General features: G+C 70.1%; 14 protein-coding genes and 1 pseudogene. 6 read left to right on the forward strand and 9 right to left on the reverse strand.

Annotation, left to right across the window (positions count from 1 at the left end; translation table 11 throughout):
* Window positions 1-509: 509 nt before the first annotated feature.
* The 3 genes from C3489_RS34050 to ngcE all read right to left on the reverse strand — a co-directional run bounded on the left by C3489_RS34050 (window position 510) and on the right by ngcE (window position 3,901).
* Window positions 510-1,433 carry a carbohydrate ABC transporter permease gene (locus tag C3489_RS34050; RefSeq protein ID WP_103785991.1) on the reverse strand — a complete coding sequence of 308 codons (924 nt, stop codon included), beginning with the start codon at window positions 1,431-1,433 and terminating at the stop codon, window positions 510-512.
* A complete protein-coding gene (locus tag C3489_RS34055; protein WP_103785992.1) occupies window positions 1,433-2,359 on the reverse strand; it encodes a carbohydrate ABC transporter permease in 927 nt (308 codons plus the stop codon). Before C3489_RS34055 ends, C3489_RS34050 begins: the two co-directional genes overlap by 1 nt.
* An 87-nt stretch (window positions 2,360-2,446) precedes the next feature.
* Window positions 2,447-3,901, reverse strand: a complete 1,455-nt coding sequence (gene ngcE, locus C3489_RS34060) for an N-acetylglucosamine/diacetylchitobiose ABC transporter substrate-binding protein (protein WP_103785993.1) — start codon at window positions 3,899-3,901, stop codon at window positions 2,447-2,449.
* A 461-nt stretch (window positions 3,902-4,362) separates the two neighbouring features.
* Here ngcE and C3489_RS34065 point away from each other — a divergent pair, with 461 nt between their 5' ends.
* Window positions 4,363-8,106 carry a GH92 family glycosyl hydrolase gene (locus tag C3489_RS34065; protein WP_103785994.1) on the forward strand — a complete coding sequence of 1,248 codons (3,744 nt, stop codon included), beginning with the start codon at window positions 4,363-4,365 and terminating at the stop codon, window positions 8,104-8,106.
* Between the two features lie 60 nt (window positions 8,107-8,166).
* Here C3489_RS34065 and C3489_RS34070 read toward each other — a convergent pair whose 3' ends face one another.
* Window positions 8,167-11,442 (reverse strand): GH92 family glycosyl hydrolase, encoded by a 3,276-nt coding sequence (locus tag C3489_RS34070; protein WP_103785995.1) that lies wholly within the window; start codon window positions 11,440-11,442, stop codon window positions 8,167-8,169.
* 577 nt (window positions 11,443-12,019) lie between these two features.
* Between C3489_RS34070 and C3489_RS34075 the strand changes: the two genes are divergently transcribed.
* The gene (locus C3489_RS34075; RefSeq protein ID WP_103785996.1) at window positions 12,020-12,844 is read left to right on the forward strand and encodes a hypothetical protein; all 825 of its coding nucleotides are present in this window, start codon (window positions 12,020-12,022) and stop codon (window positions 12,842-12,844) included.
* Between the two features lie 68 nt (window positions 12,845-12,912).
* Here the strand turns inward: C3489_RS34075 and C3489_RS34080 are convergent, their stop codons facing one another.
* Together C3489_RS34080 and C3489_RS34085 are read right to left on the reverse strand one after the other, a co-directional pair.
* Window positions 12,913-15,708 (reverse strand): aconitate hydratase, encoded by a 2,796-nt coding sequence (locus tag C3489_RS34080; RefSeq protein ID WP_103785997.1) that lies wholly within the window; start codon window positions 15,706-15,708, stop codon window positions 12,913-12,915.
* 209 nt (window positions 15,709-15,917) lie between these two features.
* Window positions 15,918-16,649: a hypothetical protein gene (locus tag C3489_RS34085; RefSeq protein ID WP_103785998.1), complete on the reverse strand. Its 732-nt coding sequence runs from the start codon at window positions 16,647-16,649 to the stop codon at window positions 15,918-15,920.
* A gap of 220 nt (window positions 16,650-16,869) precedes the next feature.
* On the opposite strand from C3489_RS34085, the gene C3489_RS34090 reads away from it, so the two are divergent.
* On the forward strand, window positions 16,870-18,399 hold the full coding sequence (locus tag C3489_RS34090; RefSeq protein WP_103785999.1) for a UDP-N-acetylglucosamine 1-carboxyvinyltransferase: 1,530 nt from the start codon (window positions 16,870-16,872) through the stop codon (window positions 18,397-18,399).
* A gap of 222 nt (window positions 18,400-18,621) precedes the next feature.
* Window positions 18,622-22,335, forward strand: coding sequence for an ATP-binding protein (locus tag C3489_RS34095; RefSeq protein ID WP_103786000.1), 3,714 nt, complete (start codon window positions 18,622-18,624; stop codon window positions 22,333-22,335).
* 375 nt (window positions 22,336-22,710) lie between these two features.
* Here the strand turns inward: C3489_RS34095 and C3489_RS34100 are convergent, their stop codons facing one another.
* Window positions 22,711-23,301: an isochorismatase family protein gene (locus C3489_RS34100; RefSeq protein WP_103786001.1), complete on the reverse strand. Its 591-nt coding sequence runs from the start codon at window positions 23,299-23,301 to the stop codon at window positions 22,711-22,713.
* A 109-nt stretch (window positions 23,302-23,410) separates the two neighbouring features.
* Here C3489_RS34100 and C3489_RS34105 point away from each other — a divergent pair, with 109 nt between their 5' ends.
* Window positions 23,411-24,403, forward strand: coding sequence for a GlxA family transcriptional regulator (locus C3489_RS34105; RefSeq protein ID WP_103786004.1), 993 nt, complete (start codon window positions 23,411-23,413; stop codon window positions 24,401-24,403).
* Here the strand turns inward: C3489_RS34105 and C3489_RS34110 are convergent.
* Window positions 24,390-24,866 carry a DUF6299 family protein gene (locus tag C3489_RS34110; protein ID WP_103786002.1) on the reverse strand — a complete coding sequence of 159 codons (477 nt, stop codon included), beginning with the start codon at window positions 24,864-24,866 and terminating at the stop codon, window positions 24,390-24,392. The genes C3489_RS34105 and C3489_RS34110 overlap by 14 nt on opposite strands.
* 247 nt (window positions 24,867-25,113) lie before the next feature.
* Between C3489_RS34110 and C3489_RS34115 the strand changes: the two genes are divergently transcribed.
* Entirely contained in the window at window positions 25,114-25,308 is a 195-nt protein-coding gene (locus C3489_RS34115; RefSeq protein ID WP_103786003.1) for a DUF5999 family protein, read from the forward strand.
* A gap of 35 nt (window positions 25,309-25,343) precedes the next feature.
* On the opposite strand, the pseudogene C3489_RS34120 reads toward C3489_RS34115, so the two are convergent.
* A pseudogene (locus tag C3489_RS34120) lies at window positions 25,344-25,545 on the reverse strand (RidA family protein); the annotation flags it as partial.

A 25,545-nucleotide genomic window follows, 5' to 3' on the forward strand; every position in this document is an offset into this window, starting at 1 on the left:
GGGTTGCGCCGTGGCTGGTCGCGCAGTTCCCCGCGCCCCTTGAATGCCTGCGGCGGCCCGTCGCTGTCGCGTCGTGGCGTGCGTAGCGCCTTCGGTCCGGTGGGTGGGTCGGGGCCGGGGTCGGGGGGTATCCGTCCTCGGTCCGGCCCACTGCCCCCGACACGGTGAGGGTCGGCGGTGCCGGCCGCTGCGGGCGGACACCCCCCACCCCGCCCCCTCCCCGCCGTCGGCGACTGCGGGCCGTCGCCGCTCCCGTTCCGCTGCGGCCCGCCGCGCGGGAGCGGCACCTATGCCCGGCCTACCGGCGGCCCGCAGCCGGGCGGGGCGGTTCCTATGCCTGCGTAGCTGCGGGCAGTCGTGCCGCTGGGGCGGCACGGGTGGGCGCAGCGGCACCCCGTTGCGCCGGGCTGCGCCACCCACCCCCGGCCCGCCACAGCGGCGGTGTCTTGGAACGCCGGGCCGGGCACACGTACGCCGCCCCCTAAAGGAGCGGCGTACGTGTTGGTGGGTTACTTCAGGGCGCCTGCTGTCAGGCCCTGGACCACCTGGCGTTGGAAGATGATGTACGCCGCCAGGACCGGGAGCATCGCCATCACCAGGCCCGCGAACAGGCCCGACCAGTCGCCCTTGTAGCCCTGGCTGACGGCCAGCTGGACCAGGCCCTGGGTGAGGACCCGCTTGTCGGGGTCGGTGTTGAGGACCGTGGGCAGCATGTACTGGTTCCACTGGCCCAGGAAGTTGAAGATGCCCACGCTGATCAGACCCGGCTTGGCCATCGGGAGCATGATCTGGAAGAACGTCCGGCTGTGCGAGGCACCGTCCACGAACGCCGCCTCCGCCACGGACGTCGGCAGCGAGCGGAAGAACGCGGTCAGGAAGAACACCGTGAAGGGGAGGGAGTACGCGATGTACACCAGGATCAGCCCGTGGATGGTGTTGAGCAGCCCCATGTTGTTCACCACGTAGAACAGCGGGACCAGCGCCAGCATGATCGGGAAGCTCATGCCGCCGACGAAGAGGTAGTAGATGAAGCGGTTCCCGGGGAAGTCGAAGCGCGCCAGGACGTACGCCGCCATCGAGCCGAGCACCAGCGTGCCGACGAGCGAGCCCCCGACCACCAGGACCGTGTTGAGGAAGTAGTCGCTCATGTGGGCGTCGGTCCAGGCCCGCGACCAGTTGTCGAAGTGCAGCTTGTCCGGCAGCGACCACGGCGAGCCGAAGATGGAGCTGTCGTCCTTGAAGGACGTCATCACGGCCCACAGCAGCGGCATGACCACCATGACCGCCCAGAGGATCAGCATGCCGTGCGAGAAGACGTTGAGGACGTTGCCGTCCTTCTTCGCCGCGGACGGCTTTCGCGCCGGTACGTCCACCTTGGTGACCGGCGGGCCCGACTCGGCCGGGATCGGGGCGGGGGATTCGGTCGTCTTCATCAGAACTCCAGCCGCTCGCGCCGGCCCAGCCGCATGACGACGGCCGCGAAGGCCAGCGTGACGACGAGCAGGGCGACGCCGATGGTGGTGGCGTAGGCGGCCTGACCGTCACGGAACGCCTTCTGGTACACGTACAGGACCATGACGGTGGTCGAGTAGTCGGGGCCGCCCGGTCCGGTCGTCATGATCTGCACGACCGCGAACGACTCGGCGCCCAGGGCCAGGATGCCCATGTACACCCAGCCGGACTGCACGGTGTCCCACAGCAGCGGCAGCGTGATCCGGAAGAACGTGGTGAAGCGGTTCGCGCCGTCCAGCAGGGCCGCCTCGTAGAGGTCCGCCGGGATGGACGCCATGCCCGCCGAGAACAGGACCACGAAGAAGCCGACCGTCGACCAGACCAGGACGGCCATCACACACCACAGGGCCAGGTCCGGGTCGCCCAGCCACAGGGGCTGCACGCCGTCCAGCCCGATTCCCCGCAGGACCGAGTTGATGGCGCCGCTCTCGGGGTTGTAGGCGAAGGCGAAGAGCAGGGCGACGATCGCGATCGAGAGCACCTGCGGGAAGAAGTACACGATTTTGTAGAAGGACGAACCCCGGACACCGGAGATGACCGGTCCGCCCCTTCTCCGCCGTCCCCCGACATTGATCATGAAGGCGAAGAACAGCGCCAGGCTGAGCGTCACCAGCGGCAGCACCAGTGCGAACAACAGGCTGTGCTGCAACGACTTCCAGAAGATCTCGTCGTCGAGCATCCTCTTGTAGTTGTCGAAGCCGACCATCTTGAATTCGGGGCTCAGGCCCGTCCAGTCCGTGAACGAGTAATAGATGGACTGGATGAAGGGCCAGATCACGAACAGGGCGTACAGCCCCAGGGGGGCTGCCAGGAACCCCACGATGAACCGGTATTTACCGTGCTGCATTACTACCGACCCCGATCTCTGGGCGGGCACTGCCGCCAGGGCCGCCCGGGCCGGTCAGCGCGCCGGGCGGGCCCTGGTGACGGTTCGTCACTGGTGCTTGTAGTGCTTGATCGAGCTGTCCTTGGCGGCCTCGTCGGCGAAGCCCTGGATCTTCTTGATGGCCTCCGCCGGGGTGAGGCGGCCGGCCATCATCTCGCCGAGACCGGCCACACCGATCTTCTCCTTCTGCAGCTGCACGTACCAGTCCTGCAGCCGCGGGTTCACCACGTTCTGGCCCGCCTTGTCCAGGGCCGCCACACCGGACTTGAGGCCGGGGGTGAGGGTGATGCCGTCGGTGCCGCCGTTGTAGGCGGTCAGCGACTTCACCTTGGCGGTGAAGTTCTTCGAGGACGCCTCGCTGAGCATGATGCGCAGCTGCTCCATGCCGCCGGTGCCGTTCTTGGCCTTGGCCGGGACGATGAAGGGCTCGCCGCCGGAGGCCCAGATGGTGCCGAAGGGCATCTTGTCGGAGGCGTCCAGGCCGGTCGGCGCGGAGACGGCGAGGTTGAAGTCGGCGGGGATGACGTTCGCCGACTCGTTCTCCACCCAGGAGCCGTTCGGGATGAACAGCGCCTTGCCCTTGGCCCACGCGGTCTGCGACTGGATGTGGTCCAGGCCGGGCGTGCCCTTGAGGACGTAGCCCTTCTTGTACAGCTCGTAGTACGCCTCGAAGCAGGCCTTGACGGCCGGGTGCTTCCAGGCGTTCGGCTCCAGGTTGTCGATGGCGTCGAGCACCTCGCGGCCGCCGACCTTGCCGATCATCGGGTAGAGCGAGAAGGGCAGGTAGTACGGGTACTTTCCGGCGTACGTCCAGCCGGCCATGCCCTTCTTCTTGGCCTTCTCGCACACCGCGAGCATCTGGTCCCAGGTCTCGGGGTACTGCTCGTCGAGCGAGTCCAGCGCCTTCTGCGAGTACCAGACGCCGTAGACGGTGTAGGCGTAGTACAGAATCCAGACCTGCCGGCCGTCGAACTGGCCCATCTCGACGATGCCGGGCCGCAGCGTGTCGCGGACCTTCTTGTTCGGGTCGTCGTAGGACGGGGCGTCCAGCAGCGGGGTGAGGTCGGCGAGCTGGTTCTTGCCGACCAGGACGCCCATGTCCATCTGCTCGGCGCCGGAGTTGTCGATGAGGTCCGGCGGGTTGCCCTGGTTGAAGCGGGGCTGCAGGGTGGACTGGATCTTCTGGGTGGCGGAGAACTTGACGTGCGTCTTGGGGAAGTTCTTCTCGTAGATCTTGGTGGCGTCCTCGGCGTACTCCTTGCCGAAACCGCCGTCGAAGAGGACGAACTCCATCTGCGCGGTGTCGTTGACGCCCAGCGGGTTCTTGGCGGTCTTCTGCCCCGCCTTGGCCTTCTCGTTGTTGTCGCTGCCGCCACCGCTGGCACACGCGGACAAAAAGCCCATCGCGGGAACGGAGACCAGTCCCAGCGCGGCTGACCGCTTGATCAGATCGCGGCGGCCGACGCCCTCGGTACCGTTGTTTGCTGCGGAAGTGGATCCCATGCTCAAGTCCTCGCCTTCTCACAGGACTCAGGCGGTGAACCGGATCCTCCCCGGCACCGCGGTCGGGTCAAGCAGGGTGAAGCAGGATGACGCAAGGTGGTGCTGAAGGTGGTGCTGGAGGTCGTGCCGAACGTCGTGCAGATCGTGTGAATCGCCGACAGGTATAGTCCACTTCCGGCCGCCTGAGCAAGATCGAATGCAAGGTTGGCCATGGGTCTTTTCCGAGTTGAGACCTCGCGGAAATATGAACTGCCTGTGGGTGGCGTGACGGAAGAATTACCGACATAGCCCCCGAACGGCGCAGCCAACACCCTTGACACCGCTGACCACTTCACCCCCTACTGGTTCCTGCGCGATGAAGTGACAACGTTGTCCAATGCGCAGGGAGGGTGTGCTCGTCGATGCAGCGCAGAACACGGCACAGATATGGTCCGGCGGTCGTTCTCACGGCCGCCTTTGTCATGGCGGCGAGCGCCCAGGGCGCGGCGGTGGCGCTGCCCCACGAGGCCCCGGCCGCCGACCGGTCGTTCGCGTCGTCCTTCGAGGCGGGGGATCCGGCACCCGACTGGCTCAGCACCGTCGACACCGGCCCGGACGGCGGCGGACGCGCCTCGGGGGTGGACGGCGGTTACGCGAGCGGCATACCGGGCAATGTCACCGACCACGTCACGGACGTACGGGCGAGCGCGGAGAACACGGGCGGCGGCGAGGTGAAGGAGAACCTCGTCGACGGAGAGCCGAGCACCAAATGGCTGGCCTTCGAACCGACCGGATGGGTCGAATTCGACCTGGACAAACCGCAGAAGATTGTGACTTATGCACTCACGTCGGCCAATGACTTCGCCTCGCGCGACCCCAAGGACTGGACCCTGAAGGGCTCCACCGACGGCAAGGACTGGAAGACGCTCGACACCCGCGCCGGGGAATCCTTCGGCGAGCGTTTCCAGACGAAGACCTACGACCTGGCCGAGCCCGCCGAGTACGCGCACTTCCGGCTGGAGGTGACCCGGAACAACGGCGCCTCGGACATCCTGCAACTGGCCGACGTGCAGTTCTCCACCGGCGCCGCGGACGGGCCGGTGCCCCGGGACATGCTCTCGCTCGTCGACCGCGGGCCGAGCGGATCGCCGACGGCGAAGGCGGGCGCCGGATTCACCGGAAAGCGCGCCCTGCGTTACGCCGGACGCCACACCGCCGACGGCCGGGCGTACTCGTACAACAAGGTCTTCGACGTCGACGTCCGGGTCACCAGGGCCACCCAGCTGTCCTACCGGATCTTCCCGTCGATGGCCGACGGCGACCGCGACTACGACGCCACGAACGTCTCCGTGGACCTCGCCTTCACCGACGGCACGCATCTGAGCGGCCTCGGCGCGACCGACCAGCACGGGTTCGCGCTCACCCCGCAGGGGCAGGGCGCCGCCAAGGTGCTCTACGTCAACCAGTGGAACAACGTGGTGTCGCGGATCGGGTCGGTCGCGGCCGGCAAGACCGTCGACCGCATCCTGGTGGCGTACGACTCGCCGAAGGGCCCGGCGCGCTTCCGGGGCTGGCTGGACGACATCGCCCTCAAGCCCGCCCCGCCGGAGCGCCCCAAGGCGCACCTGGCGGACTACGCGGTGACCACGCGCGGCACCAACTCCAGCGGCGGCTTCTCCCGCGGCAACAACTTCCCCGCGACCGCGATGCCGCACGGCTTCAACTTCTGGACCCCGGTCACCAACGCCGGCTCGCTGAGCTGGCTGTACGACTACGCCCGGATGAACAACGCGGACAATCTGCCGACGATCCAGGCGTTCAGCGCGAGCCATGAGCCGAGCCCGTGGATGGGCGACCGGCAGACCTTCCAGGTGATGCCCTCGGTCACGCCCGGCACCCCGGACACCTCACGCGCCGGGCGCGCGCTGCCCTTCCGGCACGAGAACGAGACCGCGCGGCCGTACTACTACGGTGTGCGGTTCGACAACGGCCTGAAGGCCGAGATGGCGCCCACCGACCACGCGGCCGCGCTGCGCTTCACCTTCCCCGGTGACGACGCGAGCGTGCTGTTCGACAACGTCACCGAGCAGGCGGGCCTCACGCTCGACAAGGAGCACGGGATCGTCACCGGCTACTCGGACGTGAAGTCCGGCCTGTCCACCGGCGCGACCCGGCTGTTCGTCTACGGCGTCTTCGACCGGCCGGTGACGGACGGCTCGTCGAGCGGTGTGCAGGGCTGGCTGCGCTTCGACGCGGGGGACGACCGCACGGTCACCCTGCGCCTGGCGACCTCCCTCATCAGCGTCGACCAGGCCGAGGACAACCTCCGCCAGGAGATCCCCGACGGCATGTCCTTCGACGCGGTCAAGAACCGCGCCCGCGAGGCCTGGGACGGCCTGCTGGGCAAGGTGGAGGTCGAGGGGGCGACCCCGGACCAGCTGACCACCCTGTACTCCAGCCTCTACCGGCTGTACCTGTACCCGAACTCCGGCTTCGAGAAGGTCGACGGGAAGGACCGGTACGCCTCGCCCTTCTCCCCGATGCCGGCCCAGGACACCCCGACGCACACCGGCGCGAAGATCGTCGACGGCAGGGTGTACGTCAACAACGGCTTCTGGGACACCTACCGCACCACCTGGCCGGCGTACTCCTTCCTGACCCCCACACAGGCGGGCGACCTGGTGGACGGCTTCGTGCAGCAGTACAAGGACGGCGGCTGGACCTCCCGCTGGTCCTCCCCCGGCTACGCCGACCTGATGACCGGCACCTCCTCCGACGTGGCGTTCGCCGACGCCTACGTCAAGGGCGTCGACTTCGACGCGAAGGCGGCGTACGACGCGGCCGTGAAGAACGCCACGGTCGTGCCCCCGGCCTCGGGTGTGGGCCGCAAGGGCATGGCGACCTCGCCGTTCCTCGGTTACACGAGCACCGACACGCACGAGGGCCTGTCCTGGGCACTGGAGGGCTACCTCAACGACTACGGCATCGCGCGGATGGGCCAGAAGCTGTACGCGCAGACCGGTGAGCAGCGCTACCAGGAGGAGTCGGAGTACTTCCTCAACCGCGCCCGCGACTACGTCAACCTCTTCGACACCAAGGCCGGCTTCTTCCAGGGCCGGGACGCCGAGGGGAACTGGCGGGTCGCGTCGGAGAAGTACGACCCGCGGGTGTGGGGCTACGACTACACCGAGACCAACGGCTGGGGCTACGCCTTCACCGCCCCGCAGGACAGCCGGGGCCTGGCCAACCTCTACGGCGGCCGGTCGGGCCTCGGCGACAAGCTCGACACGTACTTCGCCACCCCGGAGACCGCCTCCCCCGAGGTCGTCGGCTCCTACGGCGGCGTCATCCACGAGATGACGGAGGCCCGGGACGTGCGCATGGGCATGTACGGCCACTCCAACCAGGTCGCCCACCACGTGATCTACATGTACGACGCGGCCGGGCAGCCGTGGAAGGCACAGGAGAAGGTCCGCGAGGTGCTCTCCCGGCTGTACGTCGGCAGCGAGATCGGGCAGGGCTACCACGGCGACGAGGACAACGGCGAGCAGTCGGCCTGGTACCTGTTCTCCGCGCTCGGCTTCTACCCGCTGGTCATGGGCAGCGGCGAGTACGCCATCGGCTCCCCGCTGTTCACCAAGGCCACCGTGCACCTGGAGAACGGCCGGGACCTGGTGGTCAAGGCGCCGCGCAACAGCTCCCGCAACATCTACGTGCAGGGCCTGAAGGTCAACGGCCGCAGCTGGGACACCACCTCGCTGCCGCACTCGCTGCTCGCCCGCGGCGGGGTCCTGGAGTTCGACATGGGCCCGCGGCCGTCGGCCTGGGGCACCGGGAAGGACGCCGCCCCGGTGTCGATCACGACCGACGACAAGGTGCCCGCTCCGCGCGCGGACGTGCTGAAGGGCGAGGGCGCCCTGTTCGACGACACGTCGGCGACCGAGGCCGCGGTGACGACGGTCGACCTGCCGGTCACCGGCCGCACCGAGGCCGTCCAGTACACGCTGACCTCGCCGAAGGACCACACGAGGGCACCGGCCGGCTGGCGCCTGGAGGGCTCCGCCGACGGCACGACCTGGCAGACCGTGGACGAGCGCTCCGGGCAGTCCTTCACCTGGGACCGGCAGACCCGGGCGTTCACGGTCGGCCACCCGGGCGCGTTCGCGAAGTACCGCCTGGTGCTGACCGGTGAGGCGACGTTGTCGGAGGTGGAACTGCTCGCCTGACCGGCTTGGCCCCACCGGACGCGTACGGCCCGGGAGCTGCCCCGGGCCGTACGCATGCCGTCAGCCGACGGCCAGCGTGAACACGTGCAGGTCGGCGTTGCGCGGGAGCCGCACCGAGGCGATCCGCTTGCCGTCGGGGGCTGTGAACGGCTTGGTGGCGAAGACGTACGTCGCCACCGGGTCGCGGTCCGCGCCCGCGACGTTGCGGTACGCGGTCCGGGCGACGACCTCGTTGCCGTACTGGACGGTGCCGCCCCCGCCGCCGACGGTCCAGTCCGTGAACGACAGGTCGGCCGTGCCGGTGGTGCCGTCGGTGTAGGTGACGGTCGCCGTCTGCCGCTGGTTGCCGTTGACCGCGCTGCCGACGAAGGACAACCGGGTGGCGGGGGACGTCAGCTGGAGCGTCTGACCGGCCGCGGAGGCGTTGTCGGGGCGGCCGGCCGGGGAGCCGGGCCAGGTGAAGGTGAGCCCGTCGACGGTCCCCTGGGCGCCGGGGGTGAGGCCCGCCGCGGCCAGGGCCTGGCGGGAGTAGCTCCAGCCGCCGCCGTCGTAGTCGGCCTCGTCGTGGTCGCCCGCGTCGTCGGAGACGCCGGTGTTGTCGTAGGCGGCGAGCAGGCTGCCGGGCGCGGCCACCTTCAGCGTGACCGGCTGCCGGTACGCCGTGTCGCCGGAGGTCACGGTGACCTGCGCGTCGTAGAAGCCCTGTGCGGTGCCCGGGGCCGCGGTGAGGGTGATCTCCCGGGCGCCCGAGGTGACGGTGCCCTCGGCCGGGGCGGCGGTGATGCCGTCGGGTGTCTCGACGCGGAAGCGCACCTCGGGTCCGGTGCCGCCGTTCAGCGACAGGGCCCGCACCACCGTCTTCGTGCTGCCGCCGGGCGGGATCGTCGCCGCGGTCGGTCCGACGCCGATCTGGTACGGCTGCTCGCCCTCCCGGAACGACGGCGGCGCGTCGGCCGGGTCGCTGCCCCAGGTGCGGTCCGGGGTGCCGGCCAGGGTGTAGTCGAGGCGGCCGCCGTTGCGGACGAAGGACGCGGGCAGCCAGGCGCGGTCGCTGCTACGGCCGTTGACGCGCAGGGCGTGCACGTACGGCGTGTCGGCCGCGGCGCCCGGGGCGCGCACCGAGATGTCGTTGCCGTACGGGCGACGGATCTCGATCCTCGGGAACAGCGGTGAGGCGAGGACCAGTTCGGCGCGGGACGGCACCTGCGGGTACATGCCGAGCGCGGAGAAGACGTACCAGGACGACATCGCGCCGAGGTCGTCGTTGCCGGGGATGCCGCCGGGCTCGGTGGACCACAGCTGCCGCATCGCGGCCCGCACGGTCTGCTGTGTCTTGTAGGGGGCGCCCGCGTAGGCGTACAGGTAGGGGACGTTGATCGACGGCTCGTTGTCCAGTTCGGACTTCTCGCCGCCCTCGCCGGTGAACGCCCAGCCGCCGTCGGCGGTGTGGAAGAAGGCGTCCAGGCGCTGCACGGCCCGCTCCCGGCCGCCCATCGCGGCGAAGAGGCCGGCCGGGTTGTGCGGGACCATCCAGGTGTACTGGGCGGCCGTGCCCTCGACGAAGCCGTTGCCGGTGGCCGGGGTGAAGCCGGTGACCCAGCTGCCGTCCGCCTTGCGGCTGGCGATGTAGCCGCCGGCCGGGTCGGCGGCGATGTCGAAGGTGTTCTGCCACCACTGGGCGCGGCGGGCGAACGCGGCCGCGGTGTCCTTCTCCCCCGCCGCGTCCGCGAGTTGGGAGAGCGCGAAGTCGGCGGTGGACATCTCCAGCGTCTCGGCGGCGCCGCCCCAGGCGTTGGAGACCGACGGCATGTAGTGCAGCTTGAGGTACTTGTCGAGGGAGGGGCGCTGGCCGACGGACAGCACGGGTTTCCCGGCGGCGGACAGGTCCTGCTCGGTCGGCTCCGTGGCGGCCTGGACCAGGGAGGCGAGGGCGCCGTGCAGGTCGAAGCGGGTGCCGCCGAAGGCGTGGATGGCGGCGAGGGCGGCGGCCGAGGGGTCGCCGTTCATGACGTGGGTGCCGGCGCCGCCGTGCAGCCAGCGGTCCCAGACGCCGCCGTTCTGCCGGGCCAGTTCGTACAGGGACTGGGCGATGTCGGAGCCGATCCGCGGGTCCAGCAGGGTCAGCAGCTGGACCTGGTCGCGGTAGACGTCCCAGCCGGAGAAGGTGCCGTACTGGGCGCGGTGGCCGAAGCCGACCTCGTGCACACGGCCGTCGGGGCCCCGGTATCTGCGGTCGACGTCGTCGATGACGTTCGGGTGCAGCAGGGCGTGGTAGAGCGCGGTGTAGAAGGTGGTGCGCTCGGCGTCGGTGCCGCCGCCGACCCGCACGGCACCGAGCCGCTCGCGCCAGGCCCTGCGGGCGGCTTCGCGGACGGTGTCGAAGGAGCGGCCGGGCGGGTTCTCGGCGGCGAGGTTGGCCTCGGCGCCGGCGCGGCTGACGTAGGAGATGCCGACCTTGACGTTCACCTCGCCGGTGCCGGGCGCGAACCGCACGTATCCCCCGGCCCCCTTGCCGGCGACGGGCCGGCCGCCGTGCGTGAAGCCGCCGGCGCCGCCGGAGGCCGTGCGGGACCCCGGGTTCAGCTTGTCGTCCTGCCAGGTGCCGGTGGCCTGGAAGGGGCGGTCGAAGCGGGCGGTGAAGTACAGGGTGTAGTACGACCGCTGTCCCTCCGGATCGAGGAAGCCGCAGAAGTTGCCGGAGGTGACGGATCCGGAGACGGTGCGGGCCTCGGGGTCGATCTCGACCGTGGAGTCCGTCGAGCCCACCTCGGAGTTGGCGGTACGCACCAGCAGCGAGGCGGGCTTGCCGCTGGGGAAGGTGAAGCGGGCGGAGCCGGTGCGGGCGGTCGCGGTGAGGTCGGCGGTGACACCGGAGGACAGGGCGACCTGGTAGTGGCCGGGCTCGGCCTTCTCGTCGGCGTGCCGGAAGTCCGCGGCGTACACCGCGTCCTTGGTGTCGCTCGCCGGGGAGGAGGTGACCTCACCGGCGTGGGGGAAGAGGGGGATGTCGCCGCTGCCGCCGGCGCAGCCGGTGCCGGACATGTGGGTGAGGCTGAAGCCCCGGATGCGGGTGGCGTCGTGGTGGTAGCCGCCGGGCGCGGCGGTCCGGGTGGCGTCGCCGCGGGTGTTCTCGGGGCTGAAGGAGAACATGCCGAAGGGGACGACGGCGCCCGGGAAGACGTTGCCGCCGTTCTTGGTGCCGATCAGCGGATCGACGTACGGGGTCGGGTCCTTGACCAGGTCGGTGGGTGGCGCGGCGGTCGCCGCGAGGGCGGGGGTGGCGCCGGTGGCCGCGAGCACGGCGGCCAGCAGCAGGGACACGGGACGGAAGCGCATGACGCGGCCCCTCCTCCTTACGGACGGGTCGCGCGCCACGGGTCGCACAAGCCGCGGGGACAGTACCGTGTGCCAGCGGTAGCACGGAAGAGGGCGTGCGAGCGGGGAGGCGCACGGTGGGCTCACCCCGGTGGATGAGCCGCCAAGTCGCTTGACATCGTTGTCCCTTGAGGCGCTAGAGTCATGTACAGACCAATCGAGACAACGTTGTCGACGCGTTGCGGCGTCGCACAGGCCATCCCCTGGGCCCGGCCCCTCCCCCCAGCCGGCCCCCTCGCGGACCCGGTGGCGGTCGGCTCACCGCCACCGGGTCCGCTCCCCGCGCCGCCGGATCCGCTCCTGCCCTCACCGGGTTCGCTCACCGCGTCACCGACCCCCGGTCCCCGCGCCGCCGGAAGGACCGCGGAGCGGCCGGACGGGTGGAACCGGCGCCCGGTCGGCGCAGCCCGTGTGGCGTGTCGCTTGACCCGGGGCTTTCGCTGGGAGCGCCGCCTTCGAACGCGATGTGCCCGGCTGTGACCCGGCGCCGCGAGGCGGAGCCTCTTTCCGCGCACCGCGCACGAACCGAGGAGCCCCGATGAAGAGGAAGAGCTTCCACCGCACGTCCGCCCTGGGAACCGTGGCGGGCCTCGGCCTGGCCCTGAGCGTCCTGCCGATCGCCCCCGCCCACGCACAGACCTTCGTGCCCTGCGGCAACGTCACGGCGCTACGCAACGCGATCAACACGTCCAATACGACCAACGAGAACATCACGCTGGCGCCGTTCTGCACCTACACCGTCACGGGCACGGCGCTGCCGACCGTGACGGGTTCGTACAGCGTCAGCGGGTTCAACACCACCGTCGCACGCGACGCCGGCACAGCCAACTTCCGCGTCTTCAGCGTCGCCTCGGGCGGCGACCTGACCCTGAACTCCATCCACGTACGGGGCGGAAACCTGCCGGCCGGCGAAGGCGGCGGCATCCAGGTGTCCGGCCCGGGCAGCACGCTCGTCGTGCAGGGCGGCAGCGTCCGGAACAACAACGCGGGCAACGGCGGCGGCATCGCCGTCCGCGACCTCGCGTCCGCCCGGTTGAACAGCACCCTGATCAGCGACAACCACGCGAGCGGACTCGGCGGCGGCGTCAGCCACGACGGGACCACCCTGCAGGTCAACAACACCAGGATCACCGGCAACAGCGCCGACCTGCGGGGCGGCGGCCTGCACACCCACGGCCCCGTCGCCGCCCCGCCGGCCACCGCGACACTGTCCGCCAGCCAGGTCACCGCCAACAGCGCCACGGACGGCGGCGGCATCTACGAGGGCACGAACAGCCAGGTCACGCTCGCCTTCACCGGCGTCACCAACAACACGCCGAACAACTGCCGTCCGGTGGGAGCCGTCCCGGGCTGCGCCAACTGACCGTTGACACGGCGAAGGGCCGCACCCCGACCAGGGGGCGCGGCCCTCTACCGTCCTGCCGTCGCCGCTTACTTGCGGATCAGGCTGCGCAGCACGTACTGCATGATGCCGCCGTTGCGGTAGTAGTCGGCCTCGCCGGGGGTGTCGATGCGGACGACCGCGTCGAACTCGACACCGGTGTCGGTGGTGACCTTCACGGTGCGCGGCGTGGTGCCGTCGTTCAGCTCGGTGACGCCGGCGATGGAGAAGGTCTCCTCACCGGTCAGGCCGAGGGACTCCGCCGACTGGCCCTCCGGGAACTGCAGCGGCAGGACGCCCATGCCGATGAGGTTCGAGCGGTGGATGCGCTCGTAGCTCTCGGCGATGACGGCCTTGACGCCGAGGAGCGCGGTGCCCTTGGCCGCCCAGTCGCGGGACGAGCCGGAGCCGTACTCCTTGCCGGCCAGGACGACCAGCGGGATGCCGGCGGCCTGGTAGTTCTGCGAGGCGTCGTAGATGAAGGAGACCGGGCCGCCGTCCTGGGTGAAGTCGCGGGTGTAGCCGCCCTCGGTGCCCGGCGCGATCTGGTTGCGCAGGCGGATGTTGGCGAACGTACCGCGGATCATGACCTCGTGGTTGCCTCGGCGCGAGCCGTAGGAGTTGAAGTCACGACGCTCCACACCGTGCTCGGTGAGGTACTTGCCGGCCGGGGTGTCGGCCTTGATGGCGCCGGCCGGGGAGATGTGGTCGGTGGTGACCGAGTCGCCCAGCTTGGCCAGGACGCGGGCGCCGGTGATGTCCTCGACCGGGGCCGGGTCCATGGTCATGCCCTCGAAGTACGGGGGCTTGCGCACGTAGGTGGACTGCGGGTCCCACTCGAAGGTGTTGCCGGTCGGGACGGGCAGCGACTGCCACTGGGCGTCGCCGGCGAAGACGTCCTGGTAGGACTTGGAGAACATGTCCTCGCCGATGGCGTTGGCGACGACGTCGTTCACCTCGGCCTCGGAGGGCCAGATGTCCTTCAGGTAGACCGGGTTGCCGTCCTTGTCGGTGCCCAGGGCCTCACGGGTGATGTCCACCTTCATGGAGCCCGCGATGGCGTACGCGACGACCAGCGGCGGGGACGCCAGGTAGTTCATCTTGACGTCGGGGTTGATCCGGCCCTCGAAGTTCCGGTTGCCGGACAGGACCGAGGTGACGGCGAGGTCGTTGTCGTTGACGGCCTTGGAGACCTCGTCCGGCAGCGGGCCGGAGTTGCCGATGCAGGTGGTGCAGCCGTAGCCGACCAGGTTGAAGCCCAGCTTGTCCAGGTACGGGGTCAGGCCGGCCTTGTCGAAGTAGTCGGTGACGACCTTCGAGCCCGGGGCCAGGGTGGACTTCACCCACGGCTTGCGGGTCAGGCCCTTCTCGACCGCCTTCTTGGCCACCAGGGCGGCGGCGACCATGACGTACGGGTTGGAGGTGTTGGTGCAGGAGGTGATGGCCGCGACCGTCACCGCACCGTGGTCGATCTCGTACGTCGAGCCGTCGGGGGCGGTCACCGTGACCGGGTTGGACGGTACGGCACCGGTGCCCTGGCCGTGCTGCGGGGCGCCCGCGCCGTTCTCCTCGTGGCCGTAGGCCGGGGCGTCGGAGGCCGGGAAGGACTCGGCGCTCGCCTCGTCGACCACCGAGGTGGCGGCGGCCGGCGTCTGCGCGACGGGGGCCTCGACGTAGTTGAGGACGTCCTTGGCGAACTGCTGGGCGGCCTCGGCGAGGACGATGCGGTCCTGCGGGCGCTTCGGGCCGGCGATCGACGGGACGACCGTGGAGAGGTCGAGCTCCAGCTTCTCGGAGAAGTCCGGCTCGGCCTTCGGGTCGAGCCACAGGCCCTGCTCCTTGGCGTACGCCTCGACGAGCGCGACCTGCTGCTCGGAGCGGCCGGTCAGACGCAGGTAGTTCAGGGTCTCGTCGTCGATCGGGAAGATCGCGGCGGTGGAGCCGAACTCCGGCGACATGTTGCCGATGGTGGCGCGGTTGGCCAGGGAGGTGGCGGCCACGCCCTCGCCGTAGAACTCGACGAACTTGCCGACCACACCGTGCTTGCGGAGCATCTCGGTGATGGTGAGCACGAGGTCGGTGGCGGTGGTGCCGGGCTGCAGCTCACCGGTGAGCTTGAAGCCGACGACGCGCGGGATCAGCATGGAGACCGGCTGGCCGAGCATGGCGGCCTCGGCCTCGATGCCGCCGACGCCCCAGCCGAGGACGCCGAGGCCGTTGACCATCGTGGTGTGCGAGTCGGTGCCGACCAGGGTGTCGGGGTAGGCCTGGCCGCCCCGGACCATGACCGTGCGGGCCAGGTGCTCGATGTTCACCTGGTGGACGATGCCGGTGCCGGGCGGGACGACCTTGAACTCGTCGAAGGCGGTCTGGCCCCAGCGCAGGAACTGGTAGCGCTCCTTGTTGCGGCCGTACTCCAGCTCGACGTTCTGCTTGAAGGCGTCGTTGGTGCCGAACTTGTCGGCGATGACGGAGTGGTCGATGACCAGCTCGGCCGGGGCGAGCGGGTTGATCTTCGCGGGGTCGCCGCCGAGCTCCTTGACGGCCTCACGCATGGTGGCGAGGTCCACGACACAGGGCACGCCGGTGAAGTCCTGCATGATCACGCGGGCCGGCGTGAACTGGATCTCCTGCGACGGCTGGGCCTGGGAGTCCCAGTTGCCGAGCGCGCGGATGTGGTCGGCGGTGATGTTCGCGCCGTCCTCGGTGCGGAGGAGGTTCTCCAGCAGCACCTTCAGGCTGTAGGGAAGGCGCGCGGAGCCCTCGACCTTGTCCAGCCGGAAGATCTCGTACGACTCGTCGCCCACCTGCAGCGTGCTGCGGGCGTCGAAGCTGTTCGCCGACACGACAGTCTCCTTCATTGATGTGCGCGTACCACCGTCAATCGTGCCGCCACGCCGGCTTGGCCGTCCGGTAAGGTCAGGCTAAGTTAGGGTTGCCTTACTGGAGTGGCGGCTACGGTGCGCCTCGGCAGATATCTCGATGTCGAGATAACAGTAGTACATGGGCGCTGGATGGTCATGCCCGACCCGGCCCGGCGTCGGGCATCACATGCCTACCAGTCCTGCTCGGCGGTCATCTTGGCCGGGGCCAGGACCTCCACATGGCCGTGGTCGCCGTAGAGGGACTGCCGCCAATGGGCGAACACCTGTGCGGTGCGGCGCAGGGGCCCGTCATCCTCCACGCCGTAGTCGACCCGCACCCTGGCCAGGGTGCGGGCGCCGCCGTCGGCCGTGCAGACACTGACGCTGTGCACATGGACGGCGAGGGCGGCGTCCGCCTTGGGGGCGCCGGTGCGCAGGTACTCGACGAACTCGCGGGTCATGGAGAACCAGCGGTCCGAGAGGTCGGCGTCCTCCTCGGTGTCCACCGGGGGCGGGCCCTGGTCGTCGGAGGCGGTGTCGGGGAGCTCCGCGCCACCCTGGTCGTCGGAGGTGGTGTCGGGCAGCTCCTGGTCGTCGGACGTCGTATCCGGAAGCCCGGGGTCCCCCTGGTCGTCGGACGTGGTGTCCGGGAGCTCCTGGCCGCCCTGGTCGTCGGACGTGGTGTCGGGCAGCTCCTGGCCCCCCTGATCGTCGGACGTCGTGTCCGGCGGTTCGCCGGTGTCCTCGTCGGTCGGCCCCTCCGGGCCCGCGGGCGCGCAGGTGCCGCCGGTCGCGGACGGGTGCGGCGACGCCGGCGAGGCGGCCGTCGCCGGGGCGCCCGCCCGCTCCGTGCCGCACGAGGTCAGCGTGCAGCAGCAGACGAGCGCCGCGGTGACGGCGAGTCGCCGTATCTGGGTCTTCATGTGTCCCCCTTTCGGAGGGTGAGAGGGAGACACACGGAACGGCGTTCCAAGCCGCACCACGGGAGCTGTCCACACATCAGGCGATTTGCCCGTATCTTTCGACTGACGGGGTACCCGTCCGTCATCCGCGCCGGCCAAGGGCCTTGACGTCCCGTCACCGGCTTCACCCGAATGGACCCCCCAACGGGCACCATCTCATATCTGAGATAACCTCAACCCCATGGCAGACGACTACCTCGTACGCATCGGCAAGCTCATCCGCGACGCCCGGCAACACCGTGGCTGGACGCAGGCGCAGCTGGCCGAGGCGCTCGGAACCAGCCAGAGCGCCGTCAACCGCATCGAGCGCGGCAACCAGAACATCAGCCTTGAGATGATCGCTCGCATCGGTGAGGCGTTGGACAGCGAGATCGTGTCGCTGGGCTACGCCGGCCCGATGCATCTGCGGGTCGTCGGCGGCCGTCGGCTGTCGGGAGCCATCGACGTCAAGACGAGCAAGAACGCCTGTGTCGCCCTGCTGTGCGCGTCCCTGCTCAACAAGGGCCGTACGGTGCTGCGCAGGGTGGCGCGCATCGAGGAGGTGTACCGCCTGCTGGAGGTGCTGGGCTCCATCGGCGTGCGCACCCGCTGGATCAACGACGGCGTGGACCTGGAGATCGTGCCGCCGGCCGAGCTGGACATGGGCGCCATCGACGCGGACGCCGCCGTCCGCACCCGCTCCATCATCATGTTCTTCGGCCCGCTGCTGCACCGCATGGACCGCTTCAAGCTGCCCTACGCGGGCGGCTGCGACCTGGGCACCCGCACCATCGAGCCGCACATGATCGCGCTGCGCCGGTTCGGTCTGGACATCGCGGCGACGGAGGGTCAGTACCACGCGCAGGTGGACCGTTCGGTGCAGCCGGACCGCCCGATCGTGCTGACCGAGCGCGGCGACACGGTGACCGAGAACGCGCTGCTCGCGGCCGCCCGCCACGACGGCGTGACCGTCATCCGCAACGCCTCCTCCAACTACATGGTGCAGGACCTGTGCTTCTTCCTGGAGGCGCTGGGCGTGCGGGTGGAGGGCATCGGCACCACCACGCTCACCGTGCACGGCGTGCCGGAGATCGACGTCGACGTCGACTACTCCCCCTCCGAGGACCCGGTCGAGGCGATGAGCCTGCTGGCCGCGGCGGTGGTGACGGAGTCGGAGCTGACGGTGCGCCGGGTGCCGATCGAGTTCCTGGAGATCGAGCTGGCGGTCCTGGAGGAGATGGGCCTCGACCACGACCGCACGCCCGAGTACTTCGCCGACAACGGCCGTACCCGCCTGGTGGACCTGACGGTGCGCCCCTCCAAGCTGGAGGCGCCGATCGACAAGATCCACCCGATGCCGTTCCCCGGCCTGAACATCGACAACGTCCCGTTCTTCGCGGCCATCGCGGCCACCGCGCAGGGCAAGACCCTCATCCACGACTGGGTCTACGACAACCGGGCGATCTACCTGACGGACCTGAACCGCCTGGGCGGCCGCCTGCAACTGCTCGACCCGCACCGCGTCCTGGTCGAGGGCCCGACCCGCTGGCGCGCGGCGGAGATGATGTGCCCGCCGGCCCTGCGCCCGGCGGTGGTCGTCCTGCTGGCGATGATGGCGGCGGAGGGCACGTCGGTGCTGCGCAACGTGTACGTCATCAACAGGGGTTACGAGGACCTGGCGGAGCGCCTGAACTCGATCGGGGCCCAGATCGAGATCTTCCGGGACATCTGACCGCCCCGGCACACCGGTGCCGCCGCATCCCGACAGCGGGGTGCGGCGGCACCGTCGCGTCGTCCGCCGACCTCCTGAAGGACCACCGCGCAGCGTGGCCGAAAGTCGACGCCGGGCGCTCACATCGACCGGCCGGTTGCCCAATACTGCACTTTCCATTCGCGTCGGGCCGGCCTCCCGAGCCGACGCCGACGGTCGCGCGCCCAAGCCCAGAGGGGATCGATGGATCACGACAGCTTCGAAGCGCTCCTGGCCCGTCCGGAAAGCGACACGCTGGACTTCAAGCGGTCCTTCTACCGGTGGCGCGAAGACTACGCGAAACAGGAACTGGTCAAGGACATCCTGGCCATGGCCAACACGCCCCGGGACGAGACCGCCCACATCGTGTTCGGAGTACGCGAGCTGGACGGCAGGAAGATCGCCGAGGGGCTCGACGCGCCGGGCGTCGACGACGCGAATCTGCAGACTCTGGTCGCCTCCTGCACCGAACCGTGCCCGCCCTTCCGGTACGAGCAGGTCTCCTTCCGGGAGCGCACGTTCGCGGTGATCTCGATTCCGCCCCAGCGCAAGCGGGGGCCCTATGTGGCGACCAGGCGACCTGGGAAGGGCGAGGGCAAGGAGGGCAAGCAGGGCAACCTCGCCCTCAACACCATCTACTTCCGCCAGGGCAGCCGCAACACCCAGGCCACCGGCCCGAGCGAGCAGAAGTGGATCTACGAGTGGTTCCTGGAGCGCGACGCCGGCCGGCCCGCCCTGGCCCGCGACATGGAGCAGTCCTGGGCGCAGTTCTGCGACGTGATGAAGGGCTTCTCGACCGATCGGCGCTATCTGCTGGTCACCCCTCCACTGCGCAACGCCGACAGCGCCGTCCTGACGGGGCTGGCACTGCAGCCGTGGACCGCGGTCGTGGACCTGGACCCGCGCAGTGAGGACGGCGGCTTCCTGGGCTCGGTGGAGAAGCATGTGCAGGGCGTCAGAAGCCTGCACCGGGTGAGCCCCGAAGACCGCGACATGGCCCTGGGCGGCCAGAACGCGCTGCAGTGGATCTTCGGCTGCGGTATCGACACGGTCGGCCCGGACGACGAGGCGATGTCCTTCCGGGACTGGAAGGGCCGGTACTCGGGTCATCTCAACGGACGCTTCCGGGCACTGGCCGCGTCGCTGCGCCCCGCCCCCGTCGTGTGCCTGCTGCTGAGTTACGGCGACGAGGCGCGGCGCATCTCCCAGTCGGTCGTCGAGAACCTGCTGGAGAGCGTCGGCGAGAGCCTCCAGGTGGTCGTGTGCACGGACGGCGATCCCGCGGAGCTCGGAACGCTTCAGGACGACTTCGACGCGACCGTCATCCCCATTCCGCTGGCCCAGCTCGGTGCCGGTCTGGCCGCGCTGGGCCAGAGCACGTCCGGGCAGGCGGGGAACCGGACGCTGCCGAGCCTGTCGGGCGCCCCGGTCTCCCTGCCGCAGGCGGACGCCCCGTGGATCGAGGAGGAGCTGGAGCTGCTATACGTCGGCGAGCGCCGGGAGGACGCCGACGACCGCGTCGAGGACGCCTTCCTCAAGGGCTGGGAGATCACCTGGCCCGAGCTCGGCCGGCGGCTCGACGTCGACCGGTCGGCGACGGCGCAGATCCACCTGGAGGTCACCCGCGCGCTGGAGGATCGCAGGCTCCCCCTCACCCTGAACATCTGGCACACGCCCGGGGCGGGCGGCACCACGGTCGCCCGGCGCATCCTCTGGGACCTGCACCGCATCTATCCGTGCGCGATCCTGCGCGGGAACCCCTCCGCACGCAACGGGGTCCACTGGGTGGCCGAGGTGGCGGAGCGCATCATGCGCATCTCCCAGACGACGGGGCGCTCCGTCCTGCTGCTCGCCGAGGCCAGCCATGTGCCGAGTTCCCTCATCAACGACCTGTTCAACGTGCTGCGCAGCAAGCACGTGCCGGTCGTGGTCCTGCAGGTGCTGCGCCAGGTCAACGAGATCCAGGGCGTGGGCAAACAGACCTACCGGGTTCTGCACAGGCTGAACGACGAGGAGGCGGCCCGCTTCGGCGAGGTGTACACGAAGGCCCGGCCGGAGCGCGCCGACGCCATCAGTGAGCTGGAGTGGATGGGGGTGTCCGACCAGCGCACCCCGTTCCACTTCGGACTACTGGCCTTCGACAAGCAGTTCAAGGGAATCGGCAGTTACGTCCGCACGCGGATCGACGCGCTGGACGACCGGCAGCGCGAGGTGATCCTGCACATCGCGTTGTGCCATCACTACGGCCAGCAGAGCATTCCGGCCCAGCTGTTCGCCGGGATCCTCGGGGTTCCGGCCTGGCGGACCGTGGACCTCGCCGACCACATGCCCGATCACGCGCTGGACCTGGTCATCGACGAGGCCCCGGGCACCTGGCGCACCGCCCACGCGCTGTTCGCCCGGGAGATCGTCGAGTACGTCCTGGGCCAGCGCGCGGGCGGAGCGGGCTGGTCCGCTGCTCTGCCCGACGCGGCGATCGCCTTCGCCGAGCTGTGCCGCGGTCGTTCCTCGACGACCGGAGACCGCGAGCTGGACATCATGCAACGGGTCTTCATCTACCGGGACAGCGGTGAGCTCCTCGGTACCGAACGCTCCGGAAACGCCAAGTTCTCCAAGCTCATCGAGGACATCAAGCTGCCGAACGCGGCCGGCCGGGTCCTGGAGAAGGTGGCCGGGCTCTTCCCGGACCAGGCTCACTTCCACGCCCATCTGGCGCGCTACCAGGCCTTCGAGCTCAAGACCCTGCCGGTGGCGCTGCAGTCGATCCAGCGGGCCATCAGCCTGTCCGACGGAGACTCCCTGCTCCACCACATGCACGGGATGATCCTGCGCGGCGAGGTGTACGACCTGATCCGCCGCCGCGCCGACGTCCGGGAGCTGGAGGGTCCCGTCCAGCGCGCGAGCGACGCCTTCGCCCGGTCCCGGGCCATCCGGCGGGACAACGAGCACGGCTACATCAGCGAAGTCCAGATGCTCATCGAGGTGGTCGACTATCTGCGCCAGTACTACTCGCAGGAGCTGAGCCGGGCCGTCGCGTCCGTGGGCCCGGGACCGCTGGGCTCGGCACTGGAGCGCGCCGAGGACCTGCTGGCGCAGGCGCTCGTGCTGAAGGAGAACCCGAGCAGGTTCGTCCTCGACTGCGACGGCCGCCTGCACAACCTGTACGGCGACCACCAGCTGGCGCTGGACACCTACCGCCGCATGCTGGAACGCGAGGACGTCGACCGGCCCGCCGTCCGCCGCCAGCTGGTGTGGACCTACCTCCACAAGAACAAGCGGCAGTGGGAGAAGGTCAAGGACAAGGACATGAAGCGGATCGAGGAGCTCCTGCGCACCAATCTGCGGGAGGCTACCGACGACGGCCGCACCATGCGCCTGTGGCTCCAGGCCGCGCGCTTCGTGGCGAACCCGCCGGGCTACGACGAGCTGATCGAGCAGCTGGACATGTGGCGGGCTGTGAACCCGTCGCTGGAGGTGGCGTACTACCTGTACATCGTCAACATGCTCAAGTACCTGGAGACGGACTCGGGGCAGGCCAAGGCCGAGGCGGAACGCTATGTACAGCAGTGCAGCCAGCGGACGCTGTACTCCCCCGACCGGCACAAGAGCTTCGAGTGGATGGGCCCCGGCACGGGACTGCGCCAGCTGGTCCACCAGAGCCGGCTCGGCGACTGGGACGCTGCGCAGGGCTTCTTCACGAACACCTCGGTGCTGCGGCGGGTCGAGGCGCGGATCACGAAGTACAACGGGCCGCAGTCGGGAGAGCTCTCCATCGGCGGTGTGAAGGCGTTCTATGTGCCGGCCCGCGCCGATCACGCCTTCCGCTCACTGCACCAGAAGGTGACGTGCTACATCGGTTTCTCCTACGAGGGCCTGCGGGCCTGGGAGGTCCGTTACCTGCAGAGCGACGGCGAGTGACCTGACGCTCCGCCGCGAGCAATGGGGCCGTGCACCACGTGGATGCACGGCCCCGCTTCGGCAGCCTTACGGCGCTCACGAGCCGTGGTCGGAAACCTCGCTCGCCAATTGCTTCAGCCCCTCCCACACGGCACGCGCGATGAGAGCGGCCGCTGTGCGAAGGGTGAGCTCACGCTTCCAGCCCTGCCGAGCCGATGGCGTCGCAGAGTCCGCAGCCATCGAAATCACCTTCCTCCTGGTCGTCACGGGTGTTGCACCGCAGACCAGGACGAGACCTCGGCCTCGACCGTCAGAGGGTGGTGATCGACGCACAGGATATCCCAGCAGCGCGCCCCTGTCCGCTCAACTGCGCGCTGTCGCAAGGAGATCCGCGCTTCAGCCCAGCTCCCCCGCCGACCCCACCACCACCCCGTACAGGTCCGCGATCGTCGCGAGGGCGCTTGTGTGGAGGTGGGGGGCGGGGACCTCCGTGAGCGGGCCGGGCAGGGGGCGGGTCGCGCAGGCGTCGGCGACGACCGTGGGGCGGTTGCCGCGCAGGAAGGCGCCGGCCGCCGTGAAGGCCACGCACATGTGGGTCATGAAGCCGGCGATGACGACGTCCTTGTGGCCGGCCGCGTCGACGTGGTCGCCGAGGTCGGTGCCGTTGAAGGCGTCGGGGACGGTCTTGACGACCACTCTCTCGCCCTCGGCGGGCGCCACCCGGGGGTGGATGCGGCCGATCTCGGCGCGGATGTCGTACGGGGTTCCCGGGCCGCCGTCGTTGACCACGTGGATGACCGTCGCGCCGGCCTCGCGTGCCCGGGCGAGCAGGGCGGCCCCGGCGTCCAGGGCCGCCTCCCAGCCCGTCAGCTCCATCACGCCGCGGGTGTAGGTGTTCTGGTAGTCGATCATGATCAGGGTCGCGGCGGACAGGGACGCGGGCGTCTGATCAAAGCCGTTGAGATCACGCAGAGTTGTCGTCGTCATGGCCTTCACGCTAGGAGCCGCGCCCTGATGGCGGCAATGTCGTGTAACTTGCAGATTCGGACATGGGGGAAGGGGTGTCGTGAGCGGGCTCGGGCGGTTTCTCGTCGTCATGCTCTTCGACGGGGTGGATCTGCTGGACGTCACCGGGCCGCCGGAGGTGTTCTCCCTGCTGCGCCGCGAGGTGGACGACGCGGCCGGGTACGAGGTCGTCCTGGCCGCCGCGACGAGGGAGCCCGTGGCCACCTCGGCCGGGGTGCGGGTGCTGCCCGACGCCACCTTCGGCGAGGTGGCCGCGCGGCGGATCGACACGCTGCTGGTGCCGGGCGCGGTGGAGGTCGACGAGCAGCGGCGGGTGCGCGCCCTCGTCGACCCCGCCCTGGTGGAGTGGGTGGGGACGCTCGCCGGACGGTCCCGGCGGGTCGCGTCCGTCTGCGTGGGGGCCCATCTGCTCGCCGCCGCCGGGCTGCTGGACGGCCGCCGCGCCACCACCCACTGGTCCACGGCGCGGCAGCTCGCCGACGACCACCCGGAGGTCGAGGTCGACGCCGATCCGATCTTCATCAAGGACCGTGACGTGTGGACCGGCGCGGGCATCAGCGCCTGCCTGGACCTCTCCCTCGCCCTGGTCGCCGACGACTTCGGCGAGGACGTCGCGCTGCGGGTGGCCCGGCAGCTCGTGATGTACCTCAAACGCCCCAGCGGGCAGAGCCAGTTCAGCGTCCCGCTGGAGCCGGTGTCGACGACGCGGCGGGTGGACGACCTGCGCCGGCACATCGCGCGCCACCTCACCGCGCCGCTCACCGTGCCCGACCTCGCCCGTGAGGCCCGGGTGAGCGAACGGCAGCTCACCCGGATCTTCAAGGACGAACTGGGCACGACACCGGCCGCCTACGTCGAGTCGGCCCGTGTCGAGGCGGCGCGCAACCGGCTGGAGACCACCGACGACGTGCTCGAACGTGTCGCCGCCGGCTGCGGGTTCGGCACGGTCGACACGCTGATCCGCGCCTTCCGGCGGCAGCTCGACACGACGCCGACGGAGTACCGCAACCGCTTCCGGCACTCCGCCGGACGACCCGTGCCGCAGGACGTCAGACCTGCGTGAGGTTGATGTTCTGCTGCCGCGTCGCGTGGAAGTGGGGCAGCGGCAGGCCGCCCTGCGGGCGCAGTTCCATCACGGTGGCCTCGACGTGGGCAGCGCCGGGCCGCAGCGCGTCCACGGCCACCGTGCCGGTGTTCTGCCAGGTGTGCTCCGCGCCGTCGCACACGGCTCTGGTGCCGCCGATGCCGTGGCGCAGGGTGGTGGAGCTGTAGGGCGAGCCGACCGGGGCGTCCTGGGAGAGGGCGGAGCTGATCCACACCGGCCCGGAGCTGCCGAGGCAGCTGTAGGTGCCGGACAGCGTGACGGTGCCGTCGGCGGTGTAGCGGCCGACCGGGTCGACGGTGACCGTCTCGTAGGAGTCGGCGGCAGCCGGGGCGGCAGGGGCCGCGGCCAGCAGCGCGAGTGCGGCGGCGGCCGCGCCCAGGGCGGTGCGCAGGGACGGGCGGGACAGCGAGGACAGGGTCATGGAATACCTCCTGAAGTGGGGTTTCCACTGGTACCGGCCCGGCGTGCCCGCGCCCGTCATCATCACCCCATCGGTGGCGCGTCCCGCGCCTGCGCCACCCGGGCGGGCGCGCTCGTCGCGGGACTGTCCCCGCAGTGTCGTAAGGCTGTCACGCTTGCCGGTGAGGCCTTGGCCGCGCGGGCCCGGCGGGCGCATCGTCGAGCGTACGGACGGTCACCCGACCGGCCGGATGACGTGGAGGTGCGCCATGTGTTCCCACCGCTCCTCGTGCCCCGCGGCCGACGGCCGTCCCGCGCATGTCGTGGCCGCCCACCCCGAGCAGGGCTGGTTCCTGCTGTGCGACGGCACGATCGTCTTCGACGACACCGGCGAGCTGCTGCCCGACGGCCGGGTCGTCGCCCCGCACCGCGTGCCGGCCGAGCACCTCGCGATGGCCGCCTGAGCGGACGCGGGACCCGGCCCCGGCGAGGCCGGGCGTCACGGCAGTACGGCGAACCCGTCGAGCTCGACCAGCGCCTCCTCGTCCCACAGGCGTACGACCTGGACGACCGCCATCGCCGGGTAGTCCCGTCCGGCCGACTCCCGCCAGATGCGGCCGAGTTCGGCGGCGTGCTCGCGGTAGGCGGCGACGTCCGTGCGTAGACGGTGACGCGGGCGAGGTCGGCGGGTGTGCCGCCGG

Source organism: Streptomyces sp. Ru71, from assembly GCF_002920535.1.
In the GTDB taxonomy this organism is placed as follows: Bacteria; Actinomycetota; Actinomycetes; order Streptomycetales; family Streptomycetaceae; genus Streptomyces.

Coding starts and splice junctions, on each gene's coding strand:
- C3489_RS34055 (WP_103785992.1), bottom strand. CDS start 2,359: ATGCAGCACGGTAAATACCGGTTCATCGTGGGGTTCCTGGCAGCCCCC.
- C3489_RS34070 (WP_103785995.1), bottom strand. CDS start 11,442: ATGCGCTTCCGTCCCGTGTCCCTGCTGCTGGCCGCCGTGCTCGCGGCC.
- C3489_RS34065 (WP_103785994.1), top strand. CDS start 4,363: ATGGCGGCGAGCGCCCAGGGCGCGGCGGTGGCGCTGCCCCACGAGGCC.
- C3489_RS34090 (WP_103785999.1), top strand. CDS start 16,870: ATGGCAGACGACTACCTCGTACGCATCGGCAAGCTCATCCGCGACGCC.
- C3489_RS34105 (WP_103786004.1), top strand. CDS start 23,411: ATGCTCTTCGACGGGGTGGATCTGCTGGACGTCACCGGGCCGCCGGAG.
- C3489_RS34095 (WP_103786000.1), top strand. CDS start 18,622: ATGGATCACGACAGCTTCGAAGCGCTCCTGGCCCGTCCGGAAAGCGAC.
- C3489_RS34115 (WP_103786003.1), top strand. CDS start 25,114: ATGTGTTCCCACCGCTCCTCGTGCCCCGCGGCCGACGGCCGTCCCGCG.
- C3489_RS34050 (WP_103785991.1), bottom strand. CDS start 1,433: ATGAAGACGACCGAATCCCCCGCCCCGATCCCGGCCGAGTCGGGCCCG.
- C3489_RS34085 (WP_103785998.1), bottom strand. CDS start 16,649: ATGAAGACCCAGATACGGCGACTCGCCGTCACCGCGGCGCTCGTCTGC.
- ngcE (WP_103785993.1), bottom strand. CDS start 3,901: ATGGGATCCACTTCCGCAGCAAACAACGGTACCGAGGGCGTCGGCCGC.
- C3489_RS34075 (WP_103785996.1), top strand. CDS start 12,020: ATGAAGAGGAAGAGCTTCCACCGCACGTCCGCCCTGGGAACCGTGGCG.
- C3489_RS34110 (WP_103786002.1), bottom strand. CDS start 24,866: ATGACCCTGTCCTCGCTGTCCCGCCCGTCCCTGCGCACCGCCCTGGGC.
- C3489_RS34100 (WP_103786001.1), bottom strand. CDS start 23,301: ATGACGACGACAACTCTGCGTGATCTCAACGGCTTTGATCAGACGCCC.